Annotated in this window: 17 protein-coding genes and 2 pseudogenes; 9 read left to right on the forward strand and 10 right to left on the reverse strand. The window is 61.3% G+C overall.

From position 1 onward, the window contains the following. Positions 1–8: 8 nt before the first annotated feature. Both sp36 and FEF26_RS00185 read right to left on the reverse strand, forming a co-directional pair. The gene (gene sp36 / locus FEF26_RS15620; protein WP_166432843.1) at positions 9–173 is read right to left on the reverse strand and encodes a Sp36 family protein; all 165 of its coding nucleotides are present in this window, start codon (positions 171–173) and stop codon (positions 9–11) included. 9 nt (positions 174–182) lie between these two features. Next, a complete protein-coding gene (locus tag FEF26_RS00185) occupies positions 183–1439 on the reverse strand; it encodes a carboxylate--amine ligase (RefSeq protein ID WP_138251520.1) in 1257 nt (418 codons plus the stop codon). A gap of 159 nt (positions 1440–1598) precedes the next feature. On the opposite strand from FEF26_RS00185, the gene FEF26_RS00190 reads away from it, so the two are divergent. The 4 genes from FEF26_RS00190 (at position 1599) to FEF26_RS00205 (ending at position 8742) form a co-directional block, all read left to right on the forward strand. Beyond that, on the forward strand, positions 1599–3848 hold the full coding sequence (locus FEF26_RS00190) for a transglycosylase domain-containing protein (protein WP_138251521.1): 2250 nt from the start codon (positions 1599–1601) through the stop codon (positions 3846–3848). A 41-nt stretch (positions 3849–3889) separates the two neighbouring features. Beyond that, on the forward strand, positions 3890–4795 hold the full coding sequence (locus tag FEF26_RS00195) for a metallophosphoesterase (protein WP_138251522.1): 906 nt from the start codon (positions 3890–3892) through the stop codon (positions 4793–4795). Between the two features lie 48 nt (positions 4796–4843). Next, positions 4844–6832 (forward strand): ABC transporter ATP-binding protein, encoded by a 1989-nt coding sequence (locus FEF26_RS00200; RefSeq protein WP_138251523.1) that lies wholly within the window; start codon positions 4844–4846, stop codon positions 6830–6832. 65 nt (positions 6833–6897) lie between these two features. Beyond that, the gene (locus tag FEF26_RS00205; protein ID WP_243730326.1) at positions 6898–8742 is read left to right on the forward strand and encodes an ABC transporter ATP-binding protein; all 1845 of its coding nucleotides are present in this window, start codon (positions 6898–6900) and stop codon (positions 8740–8742) included. A gap of 5 nt (positions 8743–8747) precedes the next feature. On the opposite strand, the gene FEF26_RS00210 is transcribed toward FEF26_RS00205, so the two are convergent. After that, entirely contained in the window at positions 8748–9296 is a 549-nt protein-coding gene (locus tag FEF26_RS00210) for a TetR/AcrR family transcriptional regulator (protein WP_166432844.1), read from the reverse strand. 139 nt (positions 9297–9435) lie between these two features. Here FEF26_RS00210 and FEF26_RS00215 point away from each other — a divergent pair, with 139 nt between their 5' ends. Further along, positions 9436–10230 (forward strand): SDR family NAD(P)-dependent oxidoreductase, encoded by a 795-nt coding sequence (locus FEF26_RS00215; protein WP_138251526.1) that lies wholly within the window; start codon positions 9436–9438, stop codon positions 10228–10230. A 69-nt stretch (positions 10231–10299) separates the two neighbouring features. Then, positions 10300–11259, forward strand: coding sequence for an ion transporter (locus FEF26_RS00220; RefSeq protein ID WP_208012808.1), 960 nt, complete (start codon positions 10300–10302; stop codon positions 11257–11259). A 191-nt stretch (positions 11260–11450) separates the two neighbouring features. Here FEF26_RS00220 and FEF26_RS00225 read toward each other — a convergent pair whose 3' ends face one another. Together FEF26_RS00225 and purD are read right to left on the reverse strand one after the other, a co-directional pair. Next, positions 11451–12353 carry a phosphoribosylaminoimidazolesuccinocarboxamide synthase gene (locus tag FEF26_RS00225; RefSeq protein WP_138251527.1) on the reverse strand — a complete coding sequence of 301 codons (903 nt, stop codon included), beginning with the start codon at positions 12351–12353 and terminating at the stop codon, positions 11451–11453. Continuing rightward, on the reverse strand, positions 12350–13678 hold the full coding sequence (purD, locus tag FEF26_RS00230; RefSeq protein WP_138251528.1) for a phosphoribosylamine--glycine ligase: 1329 nt from the start codon (positions 13676–13678) through the stop codon (positions 12350–12352). Before purD ends, FEF26_RS00225 begins: the two co-directional genes overlap by 4 nt. A 234-nt stretch (positions 13679–13912) precedes the next feature. Here purD and FEF26_RS00235 point away from each other — a divergent pair, with 234 nt between their 5' ends. Both FEF26_RS00235 and FEF26_RS00240 read left to right on the forward strand, forming a co-directional pair. Continuing rightward, a complete protein-coding gene (locus FEF26_RS00235) occupies positions 13913–14941 on the forward strand; it encodes an asparaginase (RefSeq protein ID WP_243730316.1) in 1029 nt (342 codons plus the stop codon). A 96-nt stretch (positions 14942–15037) separates the two neighbouring features. Beyond that, positions 15038–15397, forward strand: a complete 360-nt coding sequence (locus tag FEF26_RS00240; protein WP_138251529.1) for a sterol carrier family protein — start codon at positions 15038–15040, stop codon at positions 15395–15397. An 11-nt stretch (positions 15398–15408) separates the two neighbouring features. On the opposite strand, the gene FEF26_RS00245 is transcribed toward FEF26_RS00240, so the two are convergent. Beyond that, on the reverse strand, positions 15409–17190 hold the full coding sequence (locus tag FEF26_RS00245) for an alpha/beta hydrolase family protein (RefSeq protein WP_138251530.1): 1782 nt from the start codon (positions 17188–17190) through the stop codon (positions 15409–15411). A gap of 13 nt (positions 17191–17203) precedes the next feature. Continuing rightward, positions 17204–18171, reverse strand: a pseudogene (locus FEF26_RS00250) (transposase); the annotation flags it as partial. 205 nt (positions 18172–18376) lie between these two features. On the opposite strand from FEF26_RS00250, the pseudogene FEF26_RS00255 reads away from it, so the two are divergent. After that, a pseudogene (locus FEF26_RS00255) lies at positions 18377–18646 on the forward strand (transposase); the annotation flags it as partial. A 153-nt stretch (positions 18647–18799) separates the two neighbouring features. Here the strand turns inward: FEF26_RS00255 and FEF26_RS00260 are convergent. The 3 genes from FEF26_RS00260 to FEF26_RS00270 all read right to left on the reverse strand — a co-directional run bounded on the left by FEF26_RS00260 (position 18800) and on the right by FEF26_RS00270 (position 26176). Continuing rightward, positions 18800–19783: an ATP-grasp domain-containing protein gene (locus FEF26_RS00260; protein WP_138251531.1), complete on the reverse strand. Its 984-nt coding sequence runs from the start codon at positions 19781–19783 to the stop codon at positions 18800–18802. A 262-nt stretch (positions 19784–20045) separates the two neighbouring features. Continuing rightward, the gene (locus FEF26_RS00265) at positions 20046–22469 is read right to left on the reverse strand and encodes an acylphosphatase (protein ID WP_166432845.1); all 2424 of its coding nucleotides are present in this window, start codon (positions 22467–22469) and stop codon (positions 20046–20048) included. A gap of 389 nt (positions 22470–22858) precedes the next feature. Then, complete coding sequence (locus FEF26_RS00270) at positions 22859–26176, reverse strand: chromosome segregation SMC family protein (protein WP_166432846.1); 3318 nt, start codon at positions 26174–26176, stop codon at positions 22859–22861. Positions 26177–26231: the final 55 nt, after the last annotated feature.

Genomic DNA, 26231 nt, shown 5'->3' on the forward strand with positions numbered 1-26231 from the left:
CTCCTGATCTACTGTTTGGGTCGCTTCAGGTATGCCACCGGGGCGTTGCCGTCCGGCCCAGGAAGAACTGTGACCAGTTCCCAGCCGTCGTCTCCCCACTGGTCAAGGATGCCCTTGGTGTTGTGAATAATGAGCGGAATAGTGGCGTACTCCCACTGTGTCATTTCAGCCATAGCCTCAGCCTAACTCAGACCGTCTCTCCACGTGGAGGCCGCGTACTTCTTTCCTTGACGGAAGTGCCGGCCGGCCAGGTAGGCGAGGCGTTTCGGTGAGCGGTCTGCCCGGTACCACAGGGGGTTGGTGGCTTTGCCCTGTTTGATGAGCCGGTTCACTTCACTGCGCACTTCTGGGTTGGTGACGTATTTGCGCAGGATGTAGCGCGGGGCCACGTGGAACAGCGCATCTCCCTCAGCCAGGGTCAGTTTTTTGCGCTGCCCGTATACGAGGTCGTCGACGAGGTATTTCATCACTGGGTGACCCAGGAGGGCGGTGTAGTAGCTGGATCGGCCGGGGCGGGCGTTGATCTCCATGACCTTGTACTTGCGGTCGCGGGGGTCGAATTTGATGTCCACATTGGCCACACCGGTGTAGCCGACCGCTTCGAGGAAGTTCTTGTAGGTGAGCATCAGAGATTCGTCGTACCGGGAGAGGATGGCGGTGTATGAGCCCACCAGGTGTGATTCGTGTTCCTGCAGAGCGACCCGACCCAAAGTCACCAACTCACAGGTGCCCTCGGTGTTCACGTAGAGGACGGAGTCCCAAATATTGGTGTCGTCTCCGGGGATGAACTCTTGGATGATGAGTGCCCCGCGGTAATCGGAGGCTTCCACTGCGGCAACCACATCGGCGACCTCTTTGACGGTGGTGAGCCGGTAGACCTTCTTATGGCCAGCGATCTTGTGCTGGTTCATCCACCACTGGTTGGGGTTCGCCGGTTTGATGATGACCGGGAAGCGGTCCACTTCAAGCTCGAACGGTTCACCAATCTGGTGCACCTGAGTTTCCGGGATGTCCACTCCGTGTTCGGCAGCCATCTCGTAGAATCGCTGTTTGTCCATAAATTTCTGACGCACTGGCTCAGCTGGGGTGTTCATCAGGTAGTGCTCGGCAAGCACCTCCCGGTGGCGGCTGACCAGCTCCACGTAGATGTCAGTGCTGGGCACCAACAGCAGGGGCACCTGGTAGTCGGCACTGAGTTGCCGGGCCCGATCGGTGAGGATTCGGACGAAGGCGTCGTCGTCGGTGATGTCCTCATGGAGTTCCATCGCCAGGATGGTGCTGTCCCATGTGAAGCCAAGTTTGATTTTCCCGATCATCAGCGGCTTGACGCCGTAGGTCTCGTGGAAGCTCCGGGCATGGGTGTAGCCGTGGATATTTGTGCCGAGGATGACCGGGAGGAACCCGGCCCTCTGGGCGGCCTGAACATCGTGTGAAGTCACCGCCTCATGCTAACGGACTGCGCGGCTTCTGCTGATCGGCTGGGGCGAATCGCCGCAGTACCAGGTAGGCCGTTGCGATTCAGCCCCAGGTGACGGGCGTTCAGGTGAGGCTTGAGCCCTTACCGGGCGCGGTTTGACTGTCCCGATATCATATAGATCATGGCTTCCCGCAAATCCCCTCTTTTTGACACGGCTACCACCGTGGGCAAAATCATGTCCTTCCTGGGTGTCAGCGCACTCTGTGGCCTTCTAGCAGCCGGTCTCGTCTTCCCCCTCGCAGCCACTGGTGGTGCCGCTGCATCAGCCGGAGGCGACATCCTCCACGAGGTCCCCGCGGAGCTTCAAGAGGAGCCACTGTCGACTCCTTCGCATATGTACGCCAGCGATGGGGAGACACTCATCGCCACGTTCTACGCGGAGAATCGTGTGCCTGTTGACCTTGAAGACGTCTCACAGGAAATGAAGGACGCGATCATCGCCATTGAGGACGAGCGCTTCTACGACCACGGGGGCGTAGACGCGCAGGGCGTGGCACGCGCCGCAGTCCACAACTTCACTGCTTCTACTCAGCAGGGCGCCTCCACGCTTACCATGCAGTACGTCAACAATGTGCTGAACAACGCTGCGGTGGTTTCCGGTGAGGGTAACTTCTTGGCCGCGGGCATCCAGGAGAAGACATACGCCGATAAATTGCGGGAAATGAAGCTTGCCGTCCAGGTCGAGCAGGAAATGACCAAGGACGAGATCCTCGAGGGCTACCTCAACATCGTGATGCTGGGCGGCCGAAACTACGGTGTGGAGGCCGCTGCGCAGTTCTACTGGGGCGTGTCCGCCTCAGAGCTGGATTACCAGCAGGCAGCCACATTGGCCGGGCTCGTTCAGGCTCCCAACTTCTACCGTCCGGACATCCAAGACAACGTGGAGCGTGCTGAAACTCGCCGCAACACGGTGCTGCGGAACATGTTGATCCACGACTTCATCACCGACGATGAGTACGAGGAAGCGATAGCAATCGATCTCGGTGAAAGTTTGGAGATTCAGTCTAGCGAGGTCGGCTGTATCGCCGCTGAGTTCGGAGAGTACTTCTGCGACTACGCCATTCACGACTTCACACAAAATGAGGCATTCGGCGAAGATGAGCAGGAACGCGCAGAACTTCTGGCCCGTGGGGGTCTCCGGATTGTCACGACGCTTGATCCGGATATGCAGCGCCAGGCCGAGGAAACCGTGATGGATCACCAGCCACGGGGCACCGAAGCAGCCGCGCTGCTCAACTCCATGGACCCAGAGACGGGCAACATCCTCGCGATGGCCCAGTCCACCACTTACGATCCGAACGACGAGAGTGACGACTGGAACTCCACGTCCCTCAATATGAATGCCGGCTCTTCACACGGCGGCAGCAACGGTTTCCAGGGGGGCTCCATCCTCAAACCGTTTGTTGCAGCAGCTTGGGTAGAAGAGGGCAATGACATGGACGACCGCGTCGACGCCGACCAAACTGAGTACGAATATGGCGAGCGGTGGCAGGCCAGTTGCATGCCTGGTGGTTCCGTGACGCTCCTGCAGGGTGAGGGCGATGAAGACGTCTACTCAATCTCCAACGTGTTGGATGACACCGAACGTGAAATGACCGTGGACTGGGGCCTGTTCCACTCGATCAACACTGCCACAATGGCTACCGCGAACGACATGGATCTGTGCGCCATTACCGACCTCACAGATCGCCTCGGCATCCAAGGAACCAGCGAAGGCACTGAGCTTGGTCCGCTTCGCCCTGACACGCCTTCATTCGTTCTGGGGGCCGTCTCTGTGACCCCGCTGGTGATGAACCGTGCTTATGCGGCCTTCGCCAATGACGGAACCATCTGCACCCCTCGGTCAATCCTCGAGGTCACTGACGCTCATGGCAACGAGTACGACCTGCCTGAGGCGGACTGCGAGGAGGTCGTTGACCCTGATGTCGTGGCACAGGTCAACGACACGATGATCAACATTGCTGAGCAGAACCTCTACGTCGGCGAACGTGACGGTGACGCACCCTTCCCCATGGCTGGGAAGACGGGTACTAACCACACGGCCTCTGGCATGTCTTTCCAGGGTTACACCGAGGGTGTAGCCACCAGCGCCTATGTCACCAGGATCAACGACAACAGCTCACTGTGGTCTAACGGCAACGTGCCTGACGAGACGTACGCCGGTACCATCGCCTTCCCGCTCTGGTACGACTACATGCGTGAAGTTGCACCCACTCGGGCCACTGGTGACTTCCCGGAGGCCAGGAACTCTCCTTTCAATGAGCGGCGCTCCGGATATGGCGGTCGCTACGCGATGTCCGAGCTGGGCTCAGGCAGCGGAAGCAGCTCCAGCGACGACGACGATAACGGCGACAACGACGATGACGACTGATCCTGCCCACCAGGCAGGACCGGTGGTGAGGGCGAGGACTCTTGATTCGTAGTCTCGGTGCCGCGGCAGGAGTCCTCGGAGCTGCGGGACTGGGCACGCTCATCTACGCCAACCGGGTGGAGCTCAACCGTTTTACTCTCCGGCAGGCCGAGGTGACGGTTCCGGGATTCGACGGGCAGCTGCGCCTGCTGCACATATCGGATATCCACTATGTTCCGGGCCAGTGGCAGAAGTACGACTGGCTGCAGAAACTCGCCACCCTTGAGCCTGATCTTGTGGTCAACACGGGGGACAACCTCTCCGACCGGCGCGCAATTCGGGAAGTCCTCAGTGCGTTGGAACCTCTCTTGGACGTGCCCGGCTGCTTCGTGCCGGGGTCCAACGACTACTACGCCCCGCGGTTGAAGAACCCGCTGAAGTACTTCACCGGGCCCTCCACGCTTCACCCGAATGCGAAGACTCTGCCCACCGAGGAGCTCTTCGGAGCATTCGAGGCCGCCGGCTGGGCCAATCTGACCAACGCCCACACCGCAGCGAGGATCGCCGGACTGGACCTGGAATTCTCCGGCGTTGATGATCCGCATCTGGAGCTCGACGAGTTCACCGGCTGGCCCAATACTGAACCACAACTGCGGATCGGTGTTGCCCACGCCCCCCAAAGGCGGGTCCTGGAGACATTCGCCGATTCAGGTGCAGACCTTGTGCTGGCCGGACACACTCACGGTGGCCAGGTCTGCCTTCCGTCCCTCGGAAAGGGCAGCGGCCGGGCCCTGGTCACCAACTGCGACCTCCCCGCCCGGCACGCACAAGGGCTGCACACTCTTCGCCGTTCAGACGGAGGACGCACCCACGTTCACGTCTCAGCAGGCCTCGGAACTTCCGCCAAGGCCCCCGTCCGCCTCTTCTGTCCTCCTGAGGCAACGCTGCTCACCATTCAGGGCGGCTGAACTCGACCGTTTGGTCATCCCGACCAATAGGAGTAAAGTAGTTGCGGCATGCAACCATCTGATCAGAAGAGCAGCGCGGATACGACTCCACAACGCGGTGCCCAAGAACGGGCGGCCCAAGAGCGAGTCGAGTCCGGTCAGCGCCGCACACTCATCCAGGCACTCGCACGCCTGACTCCCTACCTTGAGGGTCTGAAGCTGCGGTGGTTCTTCGGCATGCTCGCGGCCATCGGCGCAGGCGTGATCGCACTCTCCGTTCCGGTCGTGCTGGGCGGACTGGTAGACGATATCGCGACCGTGGACGCCACAGCGGCTGTGGTCTGGACCGCGTTCGGCATTGTGCTCGGTCTCGGGGTGCTCGAGGCGTTCTTCGTGTTCCTCCGCCGGTTCTTTGTGATCCCTCCAGCATCTGACGCTGAGACGAATATGCGCGTGTCTCTGTTCTCACGGCTGATCCACCAATCCGCTTCTTTCCACGGAGCATGGGAAGCTGGCCAACTGCAGTCCCGGGCCATCGCCGACCTGAACATGTTGCGCCGGTTCTTCGCCTTCGGCTCGCTCATGCTGGTCACCTCCTCCATCACCGTCCTGGTGGGCATCGGCGTGATGTTCAGCTGGTCGCCGATCCTCGGTGCCCTATTCCTATGCGCCGCAGTGCCGGTGATCGCACTCGGCCCAGCCTTCCGCAAGAAATTCATCCACTACTCCCGGTCCGCCCAAGATCAGGCCGGCGAGGTAGCCACCAAAGTCGAAGAGTCCGTCCACGGAATCCGGGTCCTCAAAGCCTTCGGGCGCGGTGACTGGGCCCGCTCCAGCTTCAAAGAAGAAGCAGCGACCCTGCGCGACCTCGAAGTCTCCAAGATGCGCACTCTGGCCAAGTTCCAGATGTTCATGGTCCTGCTCCCAGAAACAGTGCTCGCACTCTGCATCTTCACAGGTCTGTACCTGGCCTCCCAAGGGGATATCACCCCCGGCTCCTTGGCCGGCTTCTTCGCCATGGCCGTGGTGCTGAAGCAGCCCATTGAAGGCATCGGCATGCTTATTGGCATGGTCTTCATGGCCAAAACATCCATTGACCGCCATATCGACGTGATGGATATAGAACCCAACGTCGTCTCCCCTGAGGAGCCCACCACCTCTGCAGAGCGTGGACTTGTTGAACTGGAGAACGTCCACTTCCGCTACCCCGACGCCTCCGAGGACCTCATCAAGGGCGCCACCCTGAGGATCGAACCGGGCGAAACTATGGCCTTGGTCTCCGCCACCGGCGGCGGAACCTCCACGCTTCTCAACCTGGTGCCACGGCTCTACGACGTCACAGGCGGCCGGGTACTCGTTGACGGCGTCGATGTCCGCGAGTACAGCCTGCCTGACCTGCGGTCCAGAATCGCGGTCGCGTTCGAGGACCCCACCCTGTTCTCCACCACAGTGAAGTCCAATGTCCTGCTGGGCACCGGGCACCACCGCAATGATGACAACCCGGGAGAAGGCGACCCCTCCCACCCGCACCGGGACAAAGCTCCGCGGCTCGACCAGCTCGATGAGGTGCTCACCGAGGCGCTGCACACTGCGGATGCCGAGTTCGTCCATGACCTTCCCGCAGGCCTGGACACCCGGATCGGCGAAGAGGGCATGAGCCTCTCGGGTGGTCAGCGTCAGCGCCTGGCCCTGGCCCGCGCCATTGCTGCGAAGCCTTCTGTCCTGCTGCTCGATGATCCGCTCTCCGCGCTGGATGTCCGCACCGAGGAACGCGTCACCGACCGTCTGCGCGAGGTCCTCAAAGGCACCACCACTCTTATTGTGGCTCACCGCCCTTCCACTGTGGCGATGGCCGACCGGGTGGCCCTGCTGCACGAGGGCACAGTGGTTGACGTCGGCACCCACACTGAGCTGCTGGCGCGCAGCAGCACCTACGCCGGCATCATGCGACCAGCCCCACCCAGCGGAGAAGAGCTGATGGACGCCATCCCCGCAGCACATGTGGACGACGCAGCCGCACCGGGTGCCCCTGCTGACTTTCAGGAGGTCCAACCATGAGTGAGCAGACCAGCAACGGCCGCGCCACGGCTGGCGATGACACCGCAGCACTTGACCTCTCCAAGATGACTCCCCCGCCTGAGCAAGACGACTTCGCGCATTTGCGAGGCACCGCCGCTGAAGAGGATGTCACGTTCGACAAAGAGGAACGGAAGTTCATCCGGCGTCGTTCTCTTGCTCTTCTCTGGAAGGCCTCAGCCGGTGTTCGCGGCAAATTGCTGCTGACCGCCATCGCCGTGATCGTCTCCCAGGCAGCCCAGGCTGCCACCCCGTTCATTGCGGGTGGCCTGGCCATCGACTGGGGTTTGCCAAGGCTGATTGATGGTGACGCGACCGGGCTGTGGGTGCCGGCCGCGCTGTACCTGATCTGCGCTGTGACCGCGGGCAGCCTGCTCTACTGGTACACCCGCATGACGGCCGAAGCCTCGCAGACCATGTTGTACACGCTGCGTGATGAGGTTTTCCGGAAAACCCAGGCGCTGAGCCTGGACTTCCATGAGGACTACACCTCCGGGAAGGTGATCTCCCGGCAAACCTCCGACCTGGAAGCATTGCGCGAACTCCTCGATGGAGGCATCAACCAGCTGGTCCAGGGCATCATGTTCATGCTCTTCACCACCGTGTATATCTGGATCAGCGATATCCGCTCTGGGCTGGTGCTGCTGTGCGCAGTCATCCCCATCTACTTCCTGGGCCGCTGGTACCAGAAGAACGCCGAGGTCGCCTACCGGCGCACCCGCATTTCCTCAGCCCGAATGATCGTGCACTTCGTGGAGTCGATGACCGGGATCCGCGCAGTGCAGGCCTACCGCCGTGAGGACGCCCGGTCCCGTCAGTACCGGAAACTGGCCAAGATCTACCGCGATGACATGGTCCGCTCGATCGGGCTCTTCGGTGTGCTGCAGCCATCGCTGATGCTGATCGGTAACCTGTCGGTTGCCGCGGTGCTGCTGTGGGGCGGCTACCGGGTGCTGGAGGGTGACCTGGGTGCGGGCCTCCTGCTGGGCATTGTGCTCTCCACTAAGCGTGTCTTTCAGCCTCTGGACATGATCGCCATGTTCTACAACTCGCTGCAGTCGGCCACCGCCGCTTTGGAAAAAGTGTCCGGTCTTCTGGAGGAAACGCCCAACGTCCGCCAGGTGAAGGACCCCAGGCGGCTGCCTGACTGCGCAGGTGAGATCGAGTTCCGCGACGCCGAGTTCAAGTACAGCGCCGACGGCCCGGTCGTGATGCAGAAGCTCGACCTGCACATCCCGGCAGGTCAAACATTGGCTGTGGTGGGGCGCACGGGCGCAGGAAAGTCCACCCTGGTGAAGCTGCTCGCCCGGTTCTACGACGTCACCTCAGGGTCACTGACCCTGGATGGGGTGGAGCTGCGGGAGCTCGCCGAGGACGACCACCACCGGCATGTGGCCATGGTGACCCAGGAAGCGTTCCTGTTCTCCGGTTCCATCAGGGAGAACATCGCACTGTCCCAACCAGATGCCACCGACGATCAGGTCATTGAGGCCGCCAAGGCGGTGGGCGCCCATGAGTTCATCATGAGCCTGCCTGAGGGCTATGACACTGATGTCAACAAACGCGGCGGGCGCATTTCCGCCGGTCAGCGTCAGCTGGTGTCCTTCGCCAGGGCGTTCCTGGCTGACCCGGCTGTGCTGATCCTGGACGAGGCGACGTCGTCGTTGGATCTGCCCTCAGAGCAGCTGGTGCAGCAGGGGCTGGAACGCCTGCTGGGCAACCGGACTGCGCTGATCATCGCCCACCGACTCTCCACGGTGGCGATCGCTGACCGGGTGCTCGTGATCGACGAGGGACGCGTGGTGGAGGATGGTTCACCCGAGGATCTCATTGCCGCCGGCGGCTACTTCTCCAAGCTGCACTCGGCCTGGTCCGCGACCATGGGCTCGTAGGCACCTCAGGAACCTCTGAGGAACCAGGCGTCCAGAATCTGCCGGACTCTTTCCGCCACTGCACCATGTTCCCCGGCTGGCGCCTTCGCAACCGGCAGGGCGAGCATCTGAACGGCCGAGAGCAGATCTACAGCCGTCACATGAGGTGCCAACTCCCCTGCTGCCGAGGCTGCGTCGAACACTTCAGTGACAAGTTCCCGCAGATCCCGCCGGAGGGATTCAGCTTCCGCCTGAGCCTCGCCGGATGCAACAAGATCGATAATCACCGAGGCCTCTGATGCCTGCTGCTCAACAGTGCTCAGAAATACTGAGTACGGCGACGAGGAAACGGCAACGCGTCGCCTGATCTCCTGCAGATTCTGCTCAAAAACCGCGACTGCGAGCGCGAACCGATTCGGAAAGTGCCGATAGAGACTTCCCTGGCCTACTCCGGCACGCTTAGCTATCCGACTCAGCGGCACCGAAGCGCCATGAGCGATGAACTCGGCCCTTCCTGCGTCAATAAGGGACTGACGATTCTCCGGACCCGCAAGGGGTCCTCGATTTTTTTGCAATCCCTGCGGTCTGTGCCGCGCTCGAGTATTGCCTGCGCCATCCATACGGATATCATAAACCTACCGGACATTTCTGTCCGGTAGCACTTCGACACCACAACTCGCACCTGGCAGAGACAAGCGTGCGGAAAGGCTCATCATGAACCTCACAGGCAAAGTCATCGCAGTCACTGGCGGAGGTGCCGGAATCGGGCGCGCCACGGTTCTAGGGCTTCTCTCCCGAGGCGCCAGGGTTGCAGCTATAGACCTCAATCCGGACGGGCTGAAGGAAACCGCTGATCTCGCTGCCGCCGACAAGCGGCTCACCCTGCATCCGCTGAACATTACTGACCGCGAGGATGTGCTGGCACTGCCTGACTCCATCCTCGAACAGCACGGCCAGGTCGACGGGCTGGTCAACATCGCCGGTGTTATTCAACCGTTCGTTCACATCAAGGATCTGGACTTCGCGAAGATGGAGCAGGTGATGGACGTGAATTTCTGGGGCACAGTCAATACCGTCAAAGCATTTCTGCCCCAGCTGCTCACCCGCCCGGAGGCGAGCCTGGTCAACGTCTCCAGTATGGGCGCGATCCTCCCTGTTCCCGGGCAGAGTGTCTACGGCGCTTCCAAGGCGGCAGTCAGCCTGCTGACCGAAGGGCTTTACGCGGAACTTCAAGACTCGGAGGTCCACGTGACTGAAGTGTTCCCGGGTGCCGTAGGGACTGAGATCACCAAAAATTCCGGTGTCACTCGCACCGGAGACTCCAATGAATCATCAACGCGGAAGATCACCTCTCCGGAGACCGCAGCGGAGAAGATCATCGAAGCAATGGAGAAACGCCGGTTCCGAGTGCATATCGGTAACGATGCGAAACTCTTCGACGCTCTCAGCCGGTTGATTCCGCAGCGTGCCATCGGGATGATCGCCAAGAAAATGAAGGACATCGTCTGAGGAACTCCGCCTGGTCCGCCACCATGGGCTCCTGAGCCCTTCCACCCAGCACCGGCTACCATAGGTTCAATGTCAGACGCTCACTCCCCTGCCACATCTGTGACCTCCACACCTCAGGTTCACTGGCGCCAACGGCTCGGCGAATGGGTGGAGTCCTCCACCGTCGAACGGTTTGTCATTGCCGTCATCCTGATCAACGCAGTGGTGCTGGGCATGGAAACCTCGCCTGCGCTCATGGACGCCTTCGGTGGCGTGTTGATCGGGATCGACGCCGCCTGCCTTGCGATCTTTGTGCTGGAGATCGGGCTGAAGCTGGTGGCCTTCGGCTGGAGGTTCTTCCGCAACCCGTGGAACGTGTTCGACTTCATTGTGGTCGGCATCGCCCTGGTCCCGGCCGGCGCCGGGTTCGAGGTCCTGCGCACACTGCGGGTACTGCGCGTGCTGCGGCTGATCTCTGCACTGCCTCAGCTGCGCAAAGTGGTCAGCGCGCTACTGCACGCGGTGCCAGGGATCCTGTCCACTGGTGCTCTGCTGGCGCTGATCTTCTATGTGGCCTCGGTCATGGCCACCACGTTCTTCCGGGAGACGCTGCCGGAGTTCTTTGGCAGTTTCGGCGCATCATTGTTCAGCCTGTTCCAGATCGCCACACTCTCCAGCTGGGAGACTATCGTCCGGCCCGCCATGGATGAGCACCCTTGGGCGTGGGCGTTCTTCATCCCGTTCATCATCCTGGCGGCGTTCACCGCCCTGAACCTCATCATCGCGGTGATTGTGGACGCCATGAACACGCTGCACGATATGCCCTCCGCCACCGTGGTCGCCTCATCCGATGATGAGCACGACGACGCCACCGCAGCTGAGTCCCGCAATGGTGTGGATTCCGGAGCGGGAGCCGCGGCTGGAGCCGGCGCTGGAGCTAAAGCCGGCGCGGCCGATGACCACCACCTGTTGTACCAGGAGATCAAGCAGCTGCGGGCCGACGTCGCCGAGCTGTCCTCTCAACTTCGAGGCGCTGACCGGCGCAGCTGATACGACGGTACTGCCTGTGCCCTGTTCCTCCCATCGCCAGTGCCGCTGAGCCTGCTCACGGGCCCAAAACTGCAACACCGGATGGGAATCCCAGATTCACTAGTCCAAGAGTCCTACCGCATGTTGCGTCCGCGCGGTGTGCGCAGGTGCCAGCCCGCTAGATCAGGCGCCCGAGCTCAGAAGCCGGACTGCTAGATGAGGTGGTCGAGCTCGGAGCCCGTCAGGCGGCGGTATGCGTCCAGGTAGCGTTCCTGGGTGGCGGCGACGATGTGCGCCGGGAGCTCCGGTGGGGCGTCGTCGGAGTTCCGGTCCCACCCGGATGCGTCACTGGTGAGCCAGTTGCGGACGAACTGCTTGTCGAAGCTGGGCTGCGCCTTGCCCGGCGCCCAGTCCTCTGCCGGCCAGAACCGCGAGGAGTCCGGGGTGAGCACCTCATCAGCGAGCACCAGGGCCCTCTGGGAATCGAGTCCGAACTCGAACTTGGTGTCGGCCAAGATGATCCCGGCGGCACGTGCCTTCGCCTCGGCGAGCGCGTACACCCGCAGGGCCGCATCGCGGAGCCGCCGCGCCAGGTCCGCACCGATGCTCTGCTGAAGCTGCTCGAAGCTGATGTTCTCATCGTGGTCACCCTGCTCAGCCTTAGTGGAGGGGGTGAATAGGGGCTCCGGCAGCGCGGACCCGTCGGTGAGCCCTTCGGGGAGCTCAATGCCGGTCACGGTGCCCGTCTCACGGTATTCGGCCAGACCGGAGCCGGTGAGGTAGCCGCGCACTATCGCTTCAGCTTCCACCATGTCCAGGGCACGCACGACGACGCCGCGGCCCGCGACTTCCTCCGGCACCTCAGTACTGACCAGGTGGTTTCCTATTCCTTCAGCGGCCAGCTGCTCGAACCACCAGAGACTGAGCTGCGTGAGGATGATGCCTTTTCCGGGGATGCCGGGGCTGAGCACATGGTCATAGGCGCTGATCCGGTCGGTGGCGACCATGAGCAGGACGTCTTGGCCTTCCCATTGGGAGCCAGCTTCCGGAGTGTAGAGGTCACGGACCTTGCCGGAGCTCAGATGCCGCCAGCCCGGCAGGCCTGCAGCGGTCACTGGTGGTCCTGCCCTGGTGTGGGGCCGCCAGGGTTGATCTGGCCAGCGAGTGCTTTGGCTGCGATGTCGGTACGGTGCTGGGCACCAGACCACTCAATACAGTTCACACCGGCGTAGGCGCGGTCTACTGCTTCGCGGAGCGTGCCTCCAGTGCCGACCACAGCGAGGACGCGTCCCCCGGCGGTGATGAGGTCTCCATCGTGTTCAGCGGTGCCAGCGTGGAGGACCGCCACTCCATCGAGTGCTTCAGCGTCTGCGATGCCTGTGATGACATCTCCCTTGCGGGGGGCCTCGGGGTAGTTCTCGGCGGCGATCACCACATCGGCAGCGTAGCCGTTGGACCACTCCAGGTGACGGTCGGGGCCCAACTGGCCGGTGGCGGCGTCGAGCAGGAGCCCTCCCAGCGGAGTGGCGAGGCGTTCCAAAACGGCCTGGATCTCTGGGTCACCGAAGCGGGCGTTGAACTCCACCACCCGGACACCTCGGGAGGTGATGGCCAGGCCGCAGTAGAGCACTCCGACGAAAGGCGTGCCGCGGCGGACCATTTCCTCGACCGTGGGGCGCGCGACCCGGTCCACCACGATTTCGGTGAAGTTCCGGGCCACTCCGCCATGGGTTTCGGTGTAACCCTCTAGCCAGTCCAGCGGTGTATAGGCGCCCATGCCGCCGGTGTTGGGGCCGGCGTCGTCGTTATAAATGCGTTTGAAGTCCTGGGCGGGAGAAAGGGGGACCAGGTTCTGGCCGTCGCAGATGACGAACAGGGAGACCTCGGGGCCGTCCAGGAACTCTTCGATGACTACGGTGCTTCCGCCGGTGAGGCAGGCTTCCGCGTGGGTTTGGGCCTCGTCGCGGTCTTCGGTGACCACCACGCCTTTGCCGGCGGCGAGTCCGTCATCTTTGACCACGTAGGGCGGTCCGAATCGGTTGAGCGCATCGGCGGCCTCGGCGGCTGTGCTGATGTGGATGGCTTCCGCTGTGGGGACGGCGGCGGCCGCCATGATCTCCTTGGCGAACGCTTTGGAGGCCTCCAGCTGGGCGGCGTCCTGGGAAGGGCCGAAGACGGGGATCCCGGCGGCGCGGACGGCGTCGGCGACTCCTGCAGCAAGGGGTGCTTCCGGTCCGATGACCACAAGATCGTAGGCACCTTCAACGGCGAGCGCGGCCACTGATTCGGGGTCTGTGGCCTCCACCGGACGGCAGGTCACATCCCGGGCGATTCCGGCGTTTCCTGGGGCGGCCTCCACTGTGGTGACGGCAGGGTCGCGCAGCAGCGCACGGGCAATGGCATGTTCTCGGCCTCCGGGGCCCACGACCAGAATCTTCACGGTTCCTTACCTTACCGCCCGGGCTTGAGCTTTGGGGTGCCTGTCGCGGGGCGAGCGTGACATTCGCATAGCACTACGACCTCACTGATGTGGACGGATCCCGGCCGGATGCTTGGCGGTTCATCACCGACATGGAGGTCACCCCGGCGCAGGAGCTGGACGCAGCGACTTACCGCTGAGGTGGACGCCGCCGCCAGCTGCGCAACTGGTGCGCCGAGCCGTATGGTGGAAGCCATGAGCACTGATGCTGCGCCTGCGCCACATACTGCCACTGCCGCTGAATCTGCCGAGTTGGCTGTCGTCACCCGTGCTGGTCTCGCGGAGTCCCGCCATGTGGGATCTGCAGTGCTGGTCGGACCGGAGGGTGAGGTGCTGAAACGGCTCGGCGCCCCGGAAAGCATTATGTTCCCGCGATCCTCGCTGAAACCTCTGCAGGCGTTGGCCTCGCTGCGCGCGGGCGCACTGGTGAGCCCCGAGGCAGTGGCTCTTGCGTGCGGCTCCCATGTGGGCTCACAACGCCACCAGGATGTGGCGGCCAGCGTCCTCGCAAAGGAGCGGCTGGATGAGTCCCACTTGAAGTGCCCGGTGGCGTATCCAGCCCGCAGTGCGGACCTGGAAGCACATATCCGGGCAGACAAGATTGAGACTGCGCTGGCGTACAACTGCTCCGGCAAGCACGCTGTCTTCCTCGCTGCTACCCGGACACAGGGCTCACGCCTTGCGACCTACACCGACCCCGATCACCCCCTTCAGCTGATGGTCAATGAGGTCTACGCCGAGTACTGCGGTGAAGCGCCCACCACGCTGGGGGTCGACGGATGCGGCGCGCCGGCGGCGGCGATGAGCCTGACCGGCCTGGCCCGCGGCATCGGCAGGCTCAGCTCCGCGCTCACTCAGCGCGACGCCGAGGTGCACGCTTTCACCGTCGCCCAGGCCATGCTCGACTACCCGTGGGCAGTCCGCGGCGTCGGCGAACCCGACACTGTGGTCATGGAACAGTTGGGCCTGATCACCAAGTCAGGTGCTGAGGGTGTGCTCGTTGTGGCAGCCCCGGATGGCACGACTGCCGCGGTGAAGACGCTCGACGGGTCCTCACGCCCGAACCACCTGGTGGCGCTGAGCCTGCTGGCCGCGGCCGGAAAGGTGGACCTCGATGACCTGGAGCGGACGTTGAAGATCCTGGTCAACCCCATCACCGGTGGGGCGGATAAGCGCCCAGCCGGTGGCCTGCGCTTATCAGAGTCTGTCACCGCGCAGCTCTGACTCCCCTCCCCTCCCCCGGAAAATCAGGCTCCTGTTGGGTTGTCAGCATCCTGTGGGCACCTGATTTCCCAAAAACCACCTGATGAACGGAGAGTGATGGCACGACGCCGCATCACCCACGAGGACGGACTAGCTGCCGTGGATGCCTGGAGACAGGGACGTGACGACCGCCGCACACTCGCCACCGCCGTGCGCTACCTGCTAGAGGAGCTCAGTGAGCGCGTCCCCGGCGGTGCGGTTGAGGTGCGCGTTCCACCGTTCGGAGTCACGCAGTGCATCGCCGGGGCGGACCACTCACGGGGCACCCCACCCAATGTGGTGGAGTTCAGCCCCGCCACATGGCTGGAGTTGGCCACTGGGCGCACCAGTTGGGACAACGCCCGCGAAGCTGGGCTGATCAGTGCTTCCGGCACTAGGGCTGATCTCTCCGCCCAGCTACCACTGCAGCCCAGCTGAAGCTGCTCCGTTTACGCCCATGTGAGGGTGTTAGAGGACGCGATCAACGTCACCAGCAGTCCATTGATCAGCCCCGGAAGATACGGGTTGTTGGTCTCTCGGTAGATTTTTCGTGAGATCACCGTGCTGACCGGGAGAATCACTAAGAAAGTGAAGAGCCAGACAGTCGGCATATTTGCATCGGGGAAGGGCAGGAACCCGGTGCTGAAGAACCCGATGTACTGCACCAGGAGGACGGCCACCACCGGAAGCACGCTGAAGAGTGCCAGCACCGTGGTGTTGACCCATTCTCGGTGCTTCTCTGAAGCGCCGATCCAGACGAAGTTGATGGCGTTGGTAGCAATCGATGCGGCCACGAAGAAGATCAGCAACAGCGGAAGCGTGGGGAAGAGTGCTGTCCAGACAATGTCTGAGGGGAACGCTTTCACGGCCAGAGTCCACAGTCGGAAGTCGGTCTTGAAGAAGTAGTCCGCAAGGAAGACTGTCGCGAACGATGAAGCCACCACAGCCACCGTCAACAAAACAGACTTACCAGCATTTCCCAGTGACAGCGTGAGCCCACGCTCGGCGAGGCTGGTGCCCCGGCGACGCATGTAGAAAACGTAGAAGAGGCTCAGCAGCAACAGAGTGAAGAGCCCATTGGCCGCGGCCCACATTCCGATTCCATAGGGAGAACTCTGGGCCCATCCGCCGGAGCCCATAGTGAAGGAATCCACCGAGGTCAGAATCGGGATATAGCTGACGGAAGCAAAAATTGCAGCCGCGCTGAGGGTTCCCCAGAGCCAGATCTTGCCGGTACGGTCGGTCTGCCGAATCCGCACTGGTTCAGCAACACGCAGCGAGCTGAAGAACGAGCTGCGGAGCAGCACCAGCGTCAAGCTCACCACGAAGATTCCAAAGCCGATGAGCCCAAGAGCGTTGAAGGCTGCTTTCCACTGCCACGTCTGCTGTTCGGAGGGAATCGGGTTAGGAGCCCCAAGGGCCTCTTCAAAGAACTTTATGGTGGAGTCAGTTGCCTGGTGTGAGAAGTGCGCCCAAGGGTGAGTGATAGCGGGGTTGTGGATGATGCGGAGAGCTTCTTCCCCGTCAACTTCCTCGGCGTAGAACTCACCAGGGTTGCGCAGACCGTCACCCGGCTCCTCACCGAAGTGCAAGAAGGACTGAGCGTTTCCGTGCTCGATGTAGTCACGCGCTGGTGTGGGGTTTCCTTCGGCATCGACGTCGCCGAAGAAGAATTCGTCGTACTGCGGAGCGATGACGCCGACATCTCGTGAACCGTACACGTTGGCGAATTCCTGCGTCTCCGGATCGATGTACTCCGCATCTGTGGAGTTGATCAGGACCGCGGAGATGAGATCAGTCTCCATCTGGTTGTCTATCATCACAGCGACGTTGCTCGACATTCCTCCCAGTGAGTGGCCGGTGATGCCGATGCGCTCGGAGTCGACATAATCTATGCCCGAGAGCTCAGTGACTGCTTGGTACATCCCGGTGGTCAGTGTCTGGATATCAGAAACTGGCTCTGACCAGCCGTGCGAGTACATATCCATAGAGAGCACCACGTAACCGCGGCGCGAGAGCTCCACGTAGTTCGCCTCCTGCATCTCACGGTTGTTGAACATCCCGTGGCTGACCACGATGCCGGGTGCTGGCTCCTCCGCTGACACTCCCTCAGGGACGAAGAGCAGTCCACTCATCGAGCCACCTTGGGATGTCTCCCACTGAAGATCCTTGATCTGAACATCTCCACCGGAGGTCTGAGTGAAAGATGACCCTGCCGCGCTGATCAGCATCAGAATTAATGGCTCATCCCAATCGGGGGTGTAGGAGTTGGGGTCTGAAGCCGCCGGTCTCGAGCAGGCTTCGGGCGATGTAGTTGGTCAGGTTGCGGAACCCGAGTGCGGAGCCGCGCAGGTGTTCGAGCCGTCCGTTGAGTGCCTCGGTCGGCCCGTTGCTGGTGCCGGGTCGTTCGAAGTAGGCGAGCACGTCGGCGGCTCGCTTCTTCAGGGTCCGGCCCAGGGTGGTGAGCTCGGTGAGCACCTTGGGGACGCCGGCGCTGAGGTCGGTGATCAGCTTCTCCATGAGCTCGCGGCCACGTTGCCGGTCCTCGTGGCGATAGGCGGCGATCATCCGCTGGTAGACACCCCAGGTCGCCTCGACCTCGACGTGAGCGTCATCAACGAACAGCGCGCGTAGCCTGTCGCTCTGCTTGTCGGTGAGCAGGTCCGAGCCGGTGTGCAGCGTGCGCCGCGACTTGTAGAGCGGATCGTCCCTGAACCCACGGTGCCCGTGGATCGCGAGTTGGACCCGGCGCCGGCACCTGTCGAGGGCGTCACCGGCCAGGCGCACGAAGTGGAAGGGATCCATCANNNGGCGCACGAAGTGGAAGGGATCCATCACCGTGACCGCGTCCGGGATCTCCTCCGCAGCGGCGGTCTTGAACCCGGTGAAGCCGTCCATCGCGACCATCGCGACCACCTCGACCGCGTCACGGAAGGCGTCGTCGCGGTCGGCGAGCCAGGTCTTGAACGCCGCCTTCGACCGGCCCTCGACCATGTCCAGCAGCCTTGCTGGGCCGGCGCCATCGCGGACCGGGGTGAGGTCGATGATCACGGTGACGTACTTGTCGCCACGCCTGGTGTGGCGCCAGACGTGCTCATCGACGCCAATGACCTTCACGCCCTCGAACCGCGTGGGGTCGTTGATCAGCAGCCGCTTGCCTTCGGCCAGGACCGCGTTGTTGGCGGTGTCCCACGCGACCCCGAGTCCCTCGGNATCCGAAGAGCCGCTCAATGATCCGACGCTGACCATGCCGATACTCCACCAACTGCACCGCAGTGGCCCCCGACGCTGTCTTCACCCGCCTGATCCTCACCCACCAAGTCTATTTAGTGCGGCCACCACACCCTGAAAACCCCGGAAACAAGCCAATCCAAAGCCCCCAACCCACCAAAATCACCTCGAGTGACCAAAGTCAGGAGGGTCCCCAACGATGCAGCTTTCGCTTCCCTGGCCGGGGTTAACCCCATCCCCGCCTCATCCGGGAATACGGTCAGACACCGACTGAACCGCGGCGGCGATAGATCCCTGAACAGCGTCCTTCACGTGGTCGCGATATAAAGAATCACCCATGACCCTGGAACCCGCGACCACGTCGAAAAGCGCCGAACAGAAAACACCACAGACCGCGAGAACCGCCGCTGCCTCAAACGTTACCTAGCCCGCCGCGTCCACCGAACGCTCAACACCTCAACACCTCAACACCTCAACACCTCTCACGAACGCGGCTTGACAGACACAGAAAAGTCTTCTGAGAGCACACCTCGGATCAGCTCAACCACGACCATTTGGTACATACATTCACACCAACCGTCGCGCCGATCTGGCCCCGCCTCTCAAAACCTAGCGTGAAAAGCTGCTTCCACCTGGTCCGGGGTTGGACCGCGTTTGTACAGCCATCACCGGTGCATGGAGGACGCTGCCCTCGAGAACGAGCTCGTTAAACAGCGCAATCCTCGATGGATCGCCCACCATCTCACCGGACACCACCCCCGATACGGGATCCTCTGAAGAAACGTGGAACTTTATTCCTGTTCGTGCCGCCGCGGCTGCTGCCTGCCTCACATTCTCACCAACCTGTGAAAGTCCCTCCCAGGTAAAGCTGACATTAACCTCAGGGGCGGAGCCAGGTAGTGCCAAGTCGATGCCCTCGGCCTCAGCCGCACTGCGAAAAAGCTCATCTCCTAGCTCACTGATACAACATGGCGAGGCCAAATACTGAACGTGCATCCACGGACGCTCGGAGGTATCAACGAGAACTGGTCTGGAAACTGCCGTTGATTCCGTGAAGTTATTCACCACGACATCGGCGGACATGACGCTCAAACCTGGGCAAGATCGCCAAACCTCCTCGGCGAATTCCCGAAGTTCAGGATGAATTTCGTGTAAAACCTCTGCAGCAGCCGAATTCGAGCGCCACGGCCCATGCGGCAAAAGCACAGCCGAAAAGAGTCGTCCTTCAGCCAGGAGCAGGCGCACATACTGACCGGAGACTCGCTCCTCAACCATGAACCGATACGTGCCTCGGGTTCGCGTGCTGCTGCTGGACCTAGGGGTCAGCAACTGGGTAAATGCGTAGGAAGCAGTCGTGAAATCTTCTCGCGAAGTGGGGACTTTCCTCAAGTATTCGATCGCTTGTTCAAGTTGCTCTTCATCTCTGATGTCTGGCATTACCTCCACCGTTGACTCTCCGAGCATTGGTTTCACGACAACTGGATAGCCAATACTCGCCGCAAATACCTTGGCATGAGAGGCCCCTCGCTTCAGCGAAAACGACCTAGCCCTCGGCACAGGAACTCCCGCCTCTTCTACGATGTCCCGGCGCATCCGCTTGTCTTGCATTAACGTGGCCGACGAGAGCCAGGTTCGATTGGGCACACCGTGGGCGAAAGCCAAACCAGCGGTGTGATCATCTCCGGCATATGCCATGAGCGCTTGCCCCGGAAAAAGCAGAGTGTTCAGATCATGCCGTAGCGCAGAGGCATGCATCACCCATCCGTCAAGAAGATCCGAGGGGCACTCGTGCAAGGGAGTGGGCAAACCAGTGGAGACGGCACGCAGTGGCGCTGGACGAATAGGGGCAACCTGGTCACTTGCCATCGTTCTGCTCCTCAAGTCGGTCCTCGAGCTCTTCAGGACTCAACAGGTCATCAATCTCCTGCAGGTCAGAAAGCTGTTCTGGTTCCGTTGACGTCTCCTCGACCGATGAGTCACTCTCTTCAAAGTCAGAGAGATCTGTATTAGCCCCAGGTTCGAATGCTACGCCGCCCCGGTCATCTGAATCTTCGTCAAAAAGAACGAACTCATCGAGTTCAGGTAACTCAGAAGTATGGACAGACTTGACCGATTCAGGAGCTGCTTTTGGCGGCCCCAAAATAGCGACAGTCGCCATCGCCGTAGCAGCGGCGGTCGGGCCACTGACGAGGGCCTCGGCTTGGCGTTCCCCTGTGTTTCGGAACCATCCCGAAAGGCCTGATTTAGATGCTCGGCGGGTGAACCACTTTCCGTAGCCAACGCCGGTGACGCCACCGTGTATGGTGAGCCGCAGATTCAGCGTTTCCGCTCGTTCCGGCCAAGACTCCAAACCAAATGCCTCGACGCAGCGCAAAATGAACTGCTCTGACAGTCGCCTAGGAGTTCCGTACACAGGGTATTCGGCGACTGGAAGCGCTGCCATAGCGTTGATTTCGCAGATGGCTCCATCCTGTTCATCCAGAGGCTTCGTGTGATCCTCCAGGAGAAAGTCAACTCCGCAGTACCCCATTCCTGGTACTGCCTTGACGGCTCTTACACTCGCTTCTTTGATGCTCGGATGCAGCTCATCCAGGATTTCTACTGACTCGCCCCCCTGTGTCAGGTTGTTGGTACTGAGTAAGTAGATTCTCTGACCTGCGGGTATCACGCTGTCGATGGTGTATCCCTGCTTTCCAAGCTGATAAGCAACAGATGCGTCCCATTTGATCTTGAGCGGTCCCAAGTGAGAATTTTGCCGGCGGGCCACATTCTTCTCGATCATCAGCTGCCCAACGGTCTGGACCCCATCGCCCACCACGTTTGCGGGGATTCTCTGAACTGCTGCAGCAACTTCATCACCAATCACCATGATGCGGTAGTCGCCACCGTTGATGTGCTTCTCGACGATGAATTCATCGTTGCCATGGGCAGTTCTAGAGAACATCCGCAATGCTTCCGTCAGCTCGGAGTCGCTACCGATGTTGGCAGTGACCCCAACACCCATAGAACCCTCAGCGGGCTTCAGGACGACCGGATACCCAATGCGTCGTGCATAGCTCAGCGAAATCTCGTGGTCCCCCCCATGGAAAGTTCGGCCCTCTGGCACCGGGCAGCCAGCCCTCCGAAGCAGAATTCGGGTGGACTCCTTATGTTTCGCAACGGAGGACGCGACAACACCTGACAATGGCCAGCGAGTCGTCCTAAAAGGCAGCTGAACACCGGCCGTGTCCGAGACCATGATGCTTGACTTCGTGAAGCGCCAACTATTGAGGCCCCGGGCTAAAGCCTCACGCTCAACGATATGGCCATGGACGGCATAGGCGCCGATGGGAGAGATGTAGTCGACATCGTCATATGTGTTGGGTTCGAGACCAGGTGTTGCATCAGACGGTATAGACGGGTGAAGAATACGGCCTCTTGCTTGGGAAACCAGGGCCTGGTAATCCAGTGCAAGTCCTGTCCCTTGCCGCAACAGGGGGCTCCTCCGCAAACGTGACAGTCTCCGAGTGCCACGGAACTTTCGTTCCACTTCAGCAGACGCCCCCACGAATCGAGCGTTGGGCAGAGCTTTGGCCAAGTCACGGTGGACCATTTGCGTCACTCGTGACGCTCCAGGGAATTGAGAGACCACGATTTGACCCTCTGGCGAGATCTTCTTGAAGTTCTCTGCTATCTCGATTGACCTTAGGATCCCTCCGAGCTCTGCCGGGCGGATGTTCAACATCCGGAGAGTCCCCTCCTCAGACCCAAGCATGTCGGCAGTGTCACTCGGTCCCGCGCTGCGCGGAAGAATCGTTACTCCTGATGAGCCTGCCACCCGTTGGGCCAAGCTGTCCGCCACACTCTGCAATTCGGCAGACCGCTCCAGGTCATGCCGAGCCAGGAGGTTTTGTAGGACTATTTGGGACGGTAGCTTTCCCCCTGCCGCTAGGTGAGCGACTTCTTCTACAATATGGCGGGCGGAATCGAATGCGAGCTTTCCTCGAAAATTAAACCAAATGGGCTGAGCTGCTGCCGAGGGTCGGATGGCGCGACGGGCCGTCGCTACAAGCTGGAAGTGCTCCAGATCCTCGGTGATGTCCTCGCCCCCGACCAACCGTAGGGGCGTCTTGGCTCCGCGAACCCGTTTCTGGAAGTACTCGTCGATTTTGCTCGGGTCACGATGCCTCATGACAGGCGGCACCGGTGCAGTGACAAGACGACGTCTGCCGAGTAAATCCACGAAAGTGACACCCTTGGCTTTCGCGGCTAAGTCCAGCAGGGCCGTCTCGATGCCCATGATCGTGGCCCTCGACCTAAAGAGTGGATTGAATTCATCCTTGTCCGCCGCGTCTTGCAACAGCCTGGTGTGACCTCTAATGTCATCAAGTGGATGTCTTAGAGATAGCGACTGGCCGACTAAGCCTGCGAGCGCGTCGTCTAGGAAAGGCCAAGACCTATCGTGCAAATCTCCTGTCTGATTTGGTCGAGGTTGGGCTTCCCCCAGGCCGAAATAGCTCACTCCATGCGACGTTTCCCCACGAACGCTGACGAGGTAGTTAAACGGCGCAACCGAGCGCTGGGCGTTTTCCGCCGCCAAGTCCATGGGCACACGGAACGCGATTGCTTCAGCCTGCGTTATCGTCAGTTTCTCAGGCGATCTTCCCCAGTGGGGCAGCGAAAGCCTCATTATGCATCCTCCAACTCGCGGTTCAATCGCTGGGACACTACACGAGTCGAGCCGTCCTGTCGCATGGACACCCCGTAGAGCGCATCAGCTATCTCCATGGTCCGCTTCTGGTGGGTAATCACAATCAATTGTGAACTCTCTCTAAGCTCTTCGAAAATCACCAGCAATCGTGAGAGGTTCGTGTCATCCAAGGCGGCTTCCACCTCGTCCATAACATAGAACGGACTGGGCCTCGCTTTGAAGATTGCCACTAACAAGGCGACTGCCGTCAGGGAGCGCTCACCACCGGAGAGCAGCGAGAGCCGCCGGATTCGTTTTCCTGGAGGTCTGGCTTGGACTTCTATACCAGTGTTGAGCATGTCCTCGGGGTTCGTGAGCTCCAACCGTCCTTCGCCACCGGGGAACAAGCGAGCGAACACTCTCTCGAATTGGACTCGAGTGTCCTCCCACGCTTCGGAGAAAACTTTGTGCACCGTCGTGTCCACCTCAGCGATGATGTTGAGCAGATCCTGTCTGGATGTCTTCAGGTCAGTGAGCTGACCCTGAAGGTAGGTGTGTCTCTCCTCCAGGGCGGCGTGTTCTTCCAGTGCCAGCGGGTTGACCTTGCCCAGTGCCTTCAAATCTCTCCTGGCACGTGAAAGGCGCTGCTCCTGCTCCGTCCGGACATAGGGCCGTTCGGCCTGATCTTTGTCCCCTTCAGCATCGAGATCCGGGACACCCTGATCGGGCCCATAATGCTCGATCAGGTATTCGGCTGTGAGACTCAGTTCTTCCTGCGCGCGGGACTCAGCTGCCTCCAGGGCGAGTCTGAGTTCGGTTTGCTTCAGCTCCGCCTGGTGCAGACGCGCGGTGATCTCCTCCAGCTGTGCGGACTCCCCTGCCCGAGCTTCCATCATCTCGGCCACCTGTGACCTCAGCTGCTCGTGCTGCTGCTGAGCGTCGGCGCGGGCGCGGTCGATTCTCTCCAATTGCACTTCAATTCGCTCCACAGCATCCTGGGCTTCCTCGGCGATCTGCTCCGCCTGCTCAGCCTGTTTGTGACGCGCCTCGGCTGCCCGTCGTGCCTGCTCCTGGCGGTGTTCCTCGGCTTGGGCTGAACGGCGCAGAGCGGCGGCGCGCTCCAAGAGCTGTTTGTGCTCTTCTTCAGCCGCCCGCAGGGCAAGCCTCGCGTCGACTTCGCTGCGCCGTAGTTCTGAGGCTCGTTCAGCAAGGCTGTCCCGCTCCGCGGTCGATGGCTCTTCTACCAGCTCCTCGTTCTCTGCTGCCTCCAACCGAACAGTGACTTCCTGAAGCTGCTCCTGGGCATCCGCCGCCGCAGTCTCAGCATCCTCAATTTCCCGGCCGAAGCCATTGATCCGCTCCTGGGATCGGCTGACTTCGCGTTTGAGTCTGGCCAATTGCTCTGTGGAAGACGCGATGGCCGTCTCATTGGACTGCACCGCGTCCGAGGTTTCACTGACGCGCAGCTCAGCGGCCGTCACCTCATCCTGACTGCGTTGCACGTGAGCATTAATCGCGTCGAGCTCTTCAGCCGCGGATCTCAGCGTTGTCTGAAGCTGTTCCACCTGGCCGGTGAGCGTGGTCTCTGGGGCTAGTGCGGGACTGCCACTGATCCGCTCTCCCTGCCTGATCACAGCCTTGTCGAGAGACAGTGCCGCCGCGGCGTCGCCTCGATCAACGAGTTCTACTCCGAAGGCTTTCTCATCTACGAGCACCGCATCGGCGAGCGCCTCCCGGAGGGAATGGGCCAGCTGATCGGTGACGTGGACGACTTCTATGCTGAAGGCGGCACCTGGTTCATCTAATTTGACTGGCTCCTCTGCTGCCGCGATTGCGTCTTCCAGCGCCGACATCTTGGCTCGAGTCTCACTGACTCGGATCTCCAGACGACGCTGCTGGGCAAGCTGCTGATCGTGAGTAGCTTTGGTGTCCTGGTAGCGCTGCTGGGCCTCAGCCAACTCTTGCTGGGCGCCAGCATCGCCAGTTTCCACGCTCGCGATGTGCTGTTCGAGTTGTGCCAATTCAGCCTCGGTGCCCTCCAATGAGGCCTTTTCAGCATCCAGCTGCTCAGCAGCACGACGACGCCGCGACGCTGCCGCATCTGCCCGTCCCTGAGCAGTTTCCACCCTGCCCCGGAGAGTCGCCAGCCCCGCTCGTCGATCGGCCACAGCTCGTAGCTGCTCGTTGATGAGTGCTTCCTCTGCCTTGAGTGCGGCTTCAGCCTCTGCCCGGGAAGAGCTGATGCCCTCTAGGGCTACCTGGGCGTCTTGGACTGCTGCGTGCTTCGCATGTGCCTCGGAGCTGACCTGCTCGGCCTGGGCGCGCAACTGCTCAGGGTCCCGACCGCTGGTGTAGTCCACCGTGCTGGCGCTGCGCAGGCTGCGGGTGCGTTCCCGCGCCAGTGACACCACGGAACGAAGGCGCTCCTGAATCTGCGCCAGCCGATGATGTCCGCCGGAGAACTGTTCTGCCCGGGCGCGCTGTTCCTCAGCCTGCTGATTCAGTGCACCCACCTGGGTGTCATAGTCGGCTAGACCAGACCTGAGTTCAGCGGCGGCTTCACGATCGGCGTGCTCACCCTGCGATGACGAGTGCAGCGCTGTGGCAGCTTGGACGAGGTCATCGGCGATCAGCCGCGACAGCGCGTCGCGGACATCGTGTTGGATTCGCTGGGCCCGCCGGGCGACTTTTGCCTGCCTGCCCAATGGGGCAAGTTGCCGTGAGATTTCTCCAATGAGGTCTTCTAAGCGCTCTAGGTTGGTCTGCATCGACTCAAGCTTCCGCACCGAACGTTCCCTGCGGCGCCGGTGCTTGAGCACCCCGGCAGCTTCTTCGATGAAACCGCGCCGCTGCTCAGGGGTCGCCTGCAGAATCTGATCCAACTGACCCTGTCCAACAATGACGTGCATCTCCCGGCCCAGACCTGAGTCGGAGAGCAGCTCCTGAATATCCAGCAGCCGGCACTTGGTGCCGTTGATCGTGTACTCGGACCCGCCTGAGCGGAACATGGTCCGCGAGATCGTGACCTCTGTGTAGTCAATTGGCAGCAGGGCATCCGAATTGTCTATCGTAAGGCTGACCGAGGCCCGGCCCAGCGGCTGACGTTCAGAGGTGCCGGCGAAGATCACATCTTCCATGGAGCCCCCGCGCAACGACTTAGCGCCCTGCTCCCCCATGACCCAGGCCAGAGCGTCGACCACATTCGACTTCCCAGAGCCGTTCGGCCCCACCACTGCAGTGACCCCAGGTCCGAATTCGAAAGTCGTAGCCGAGGCGAACGACTTAAACCCACGGACCGTCAGCGTCTTCAGGTGCATACTCGGAGCTGCTCCTCTCCGCCGCGTTGGGGCTGCCGGTTCACCCGATCAGCTT

Source organism: Nesterenkonia salmonea (genome assembly GCF_005771525.1).
GTDB lineage: Bacteria > Actinomycetota > Actinomycetes > Actinomycetales > Micrococcaceae > Nesterenkonia > Nesterenkonia salmonea.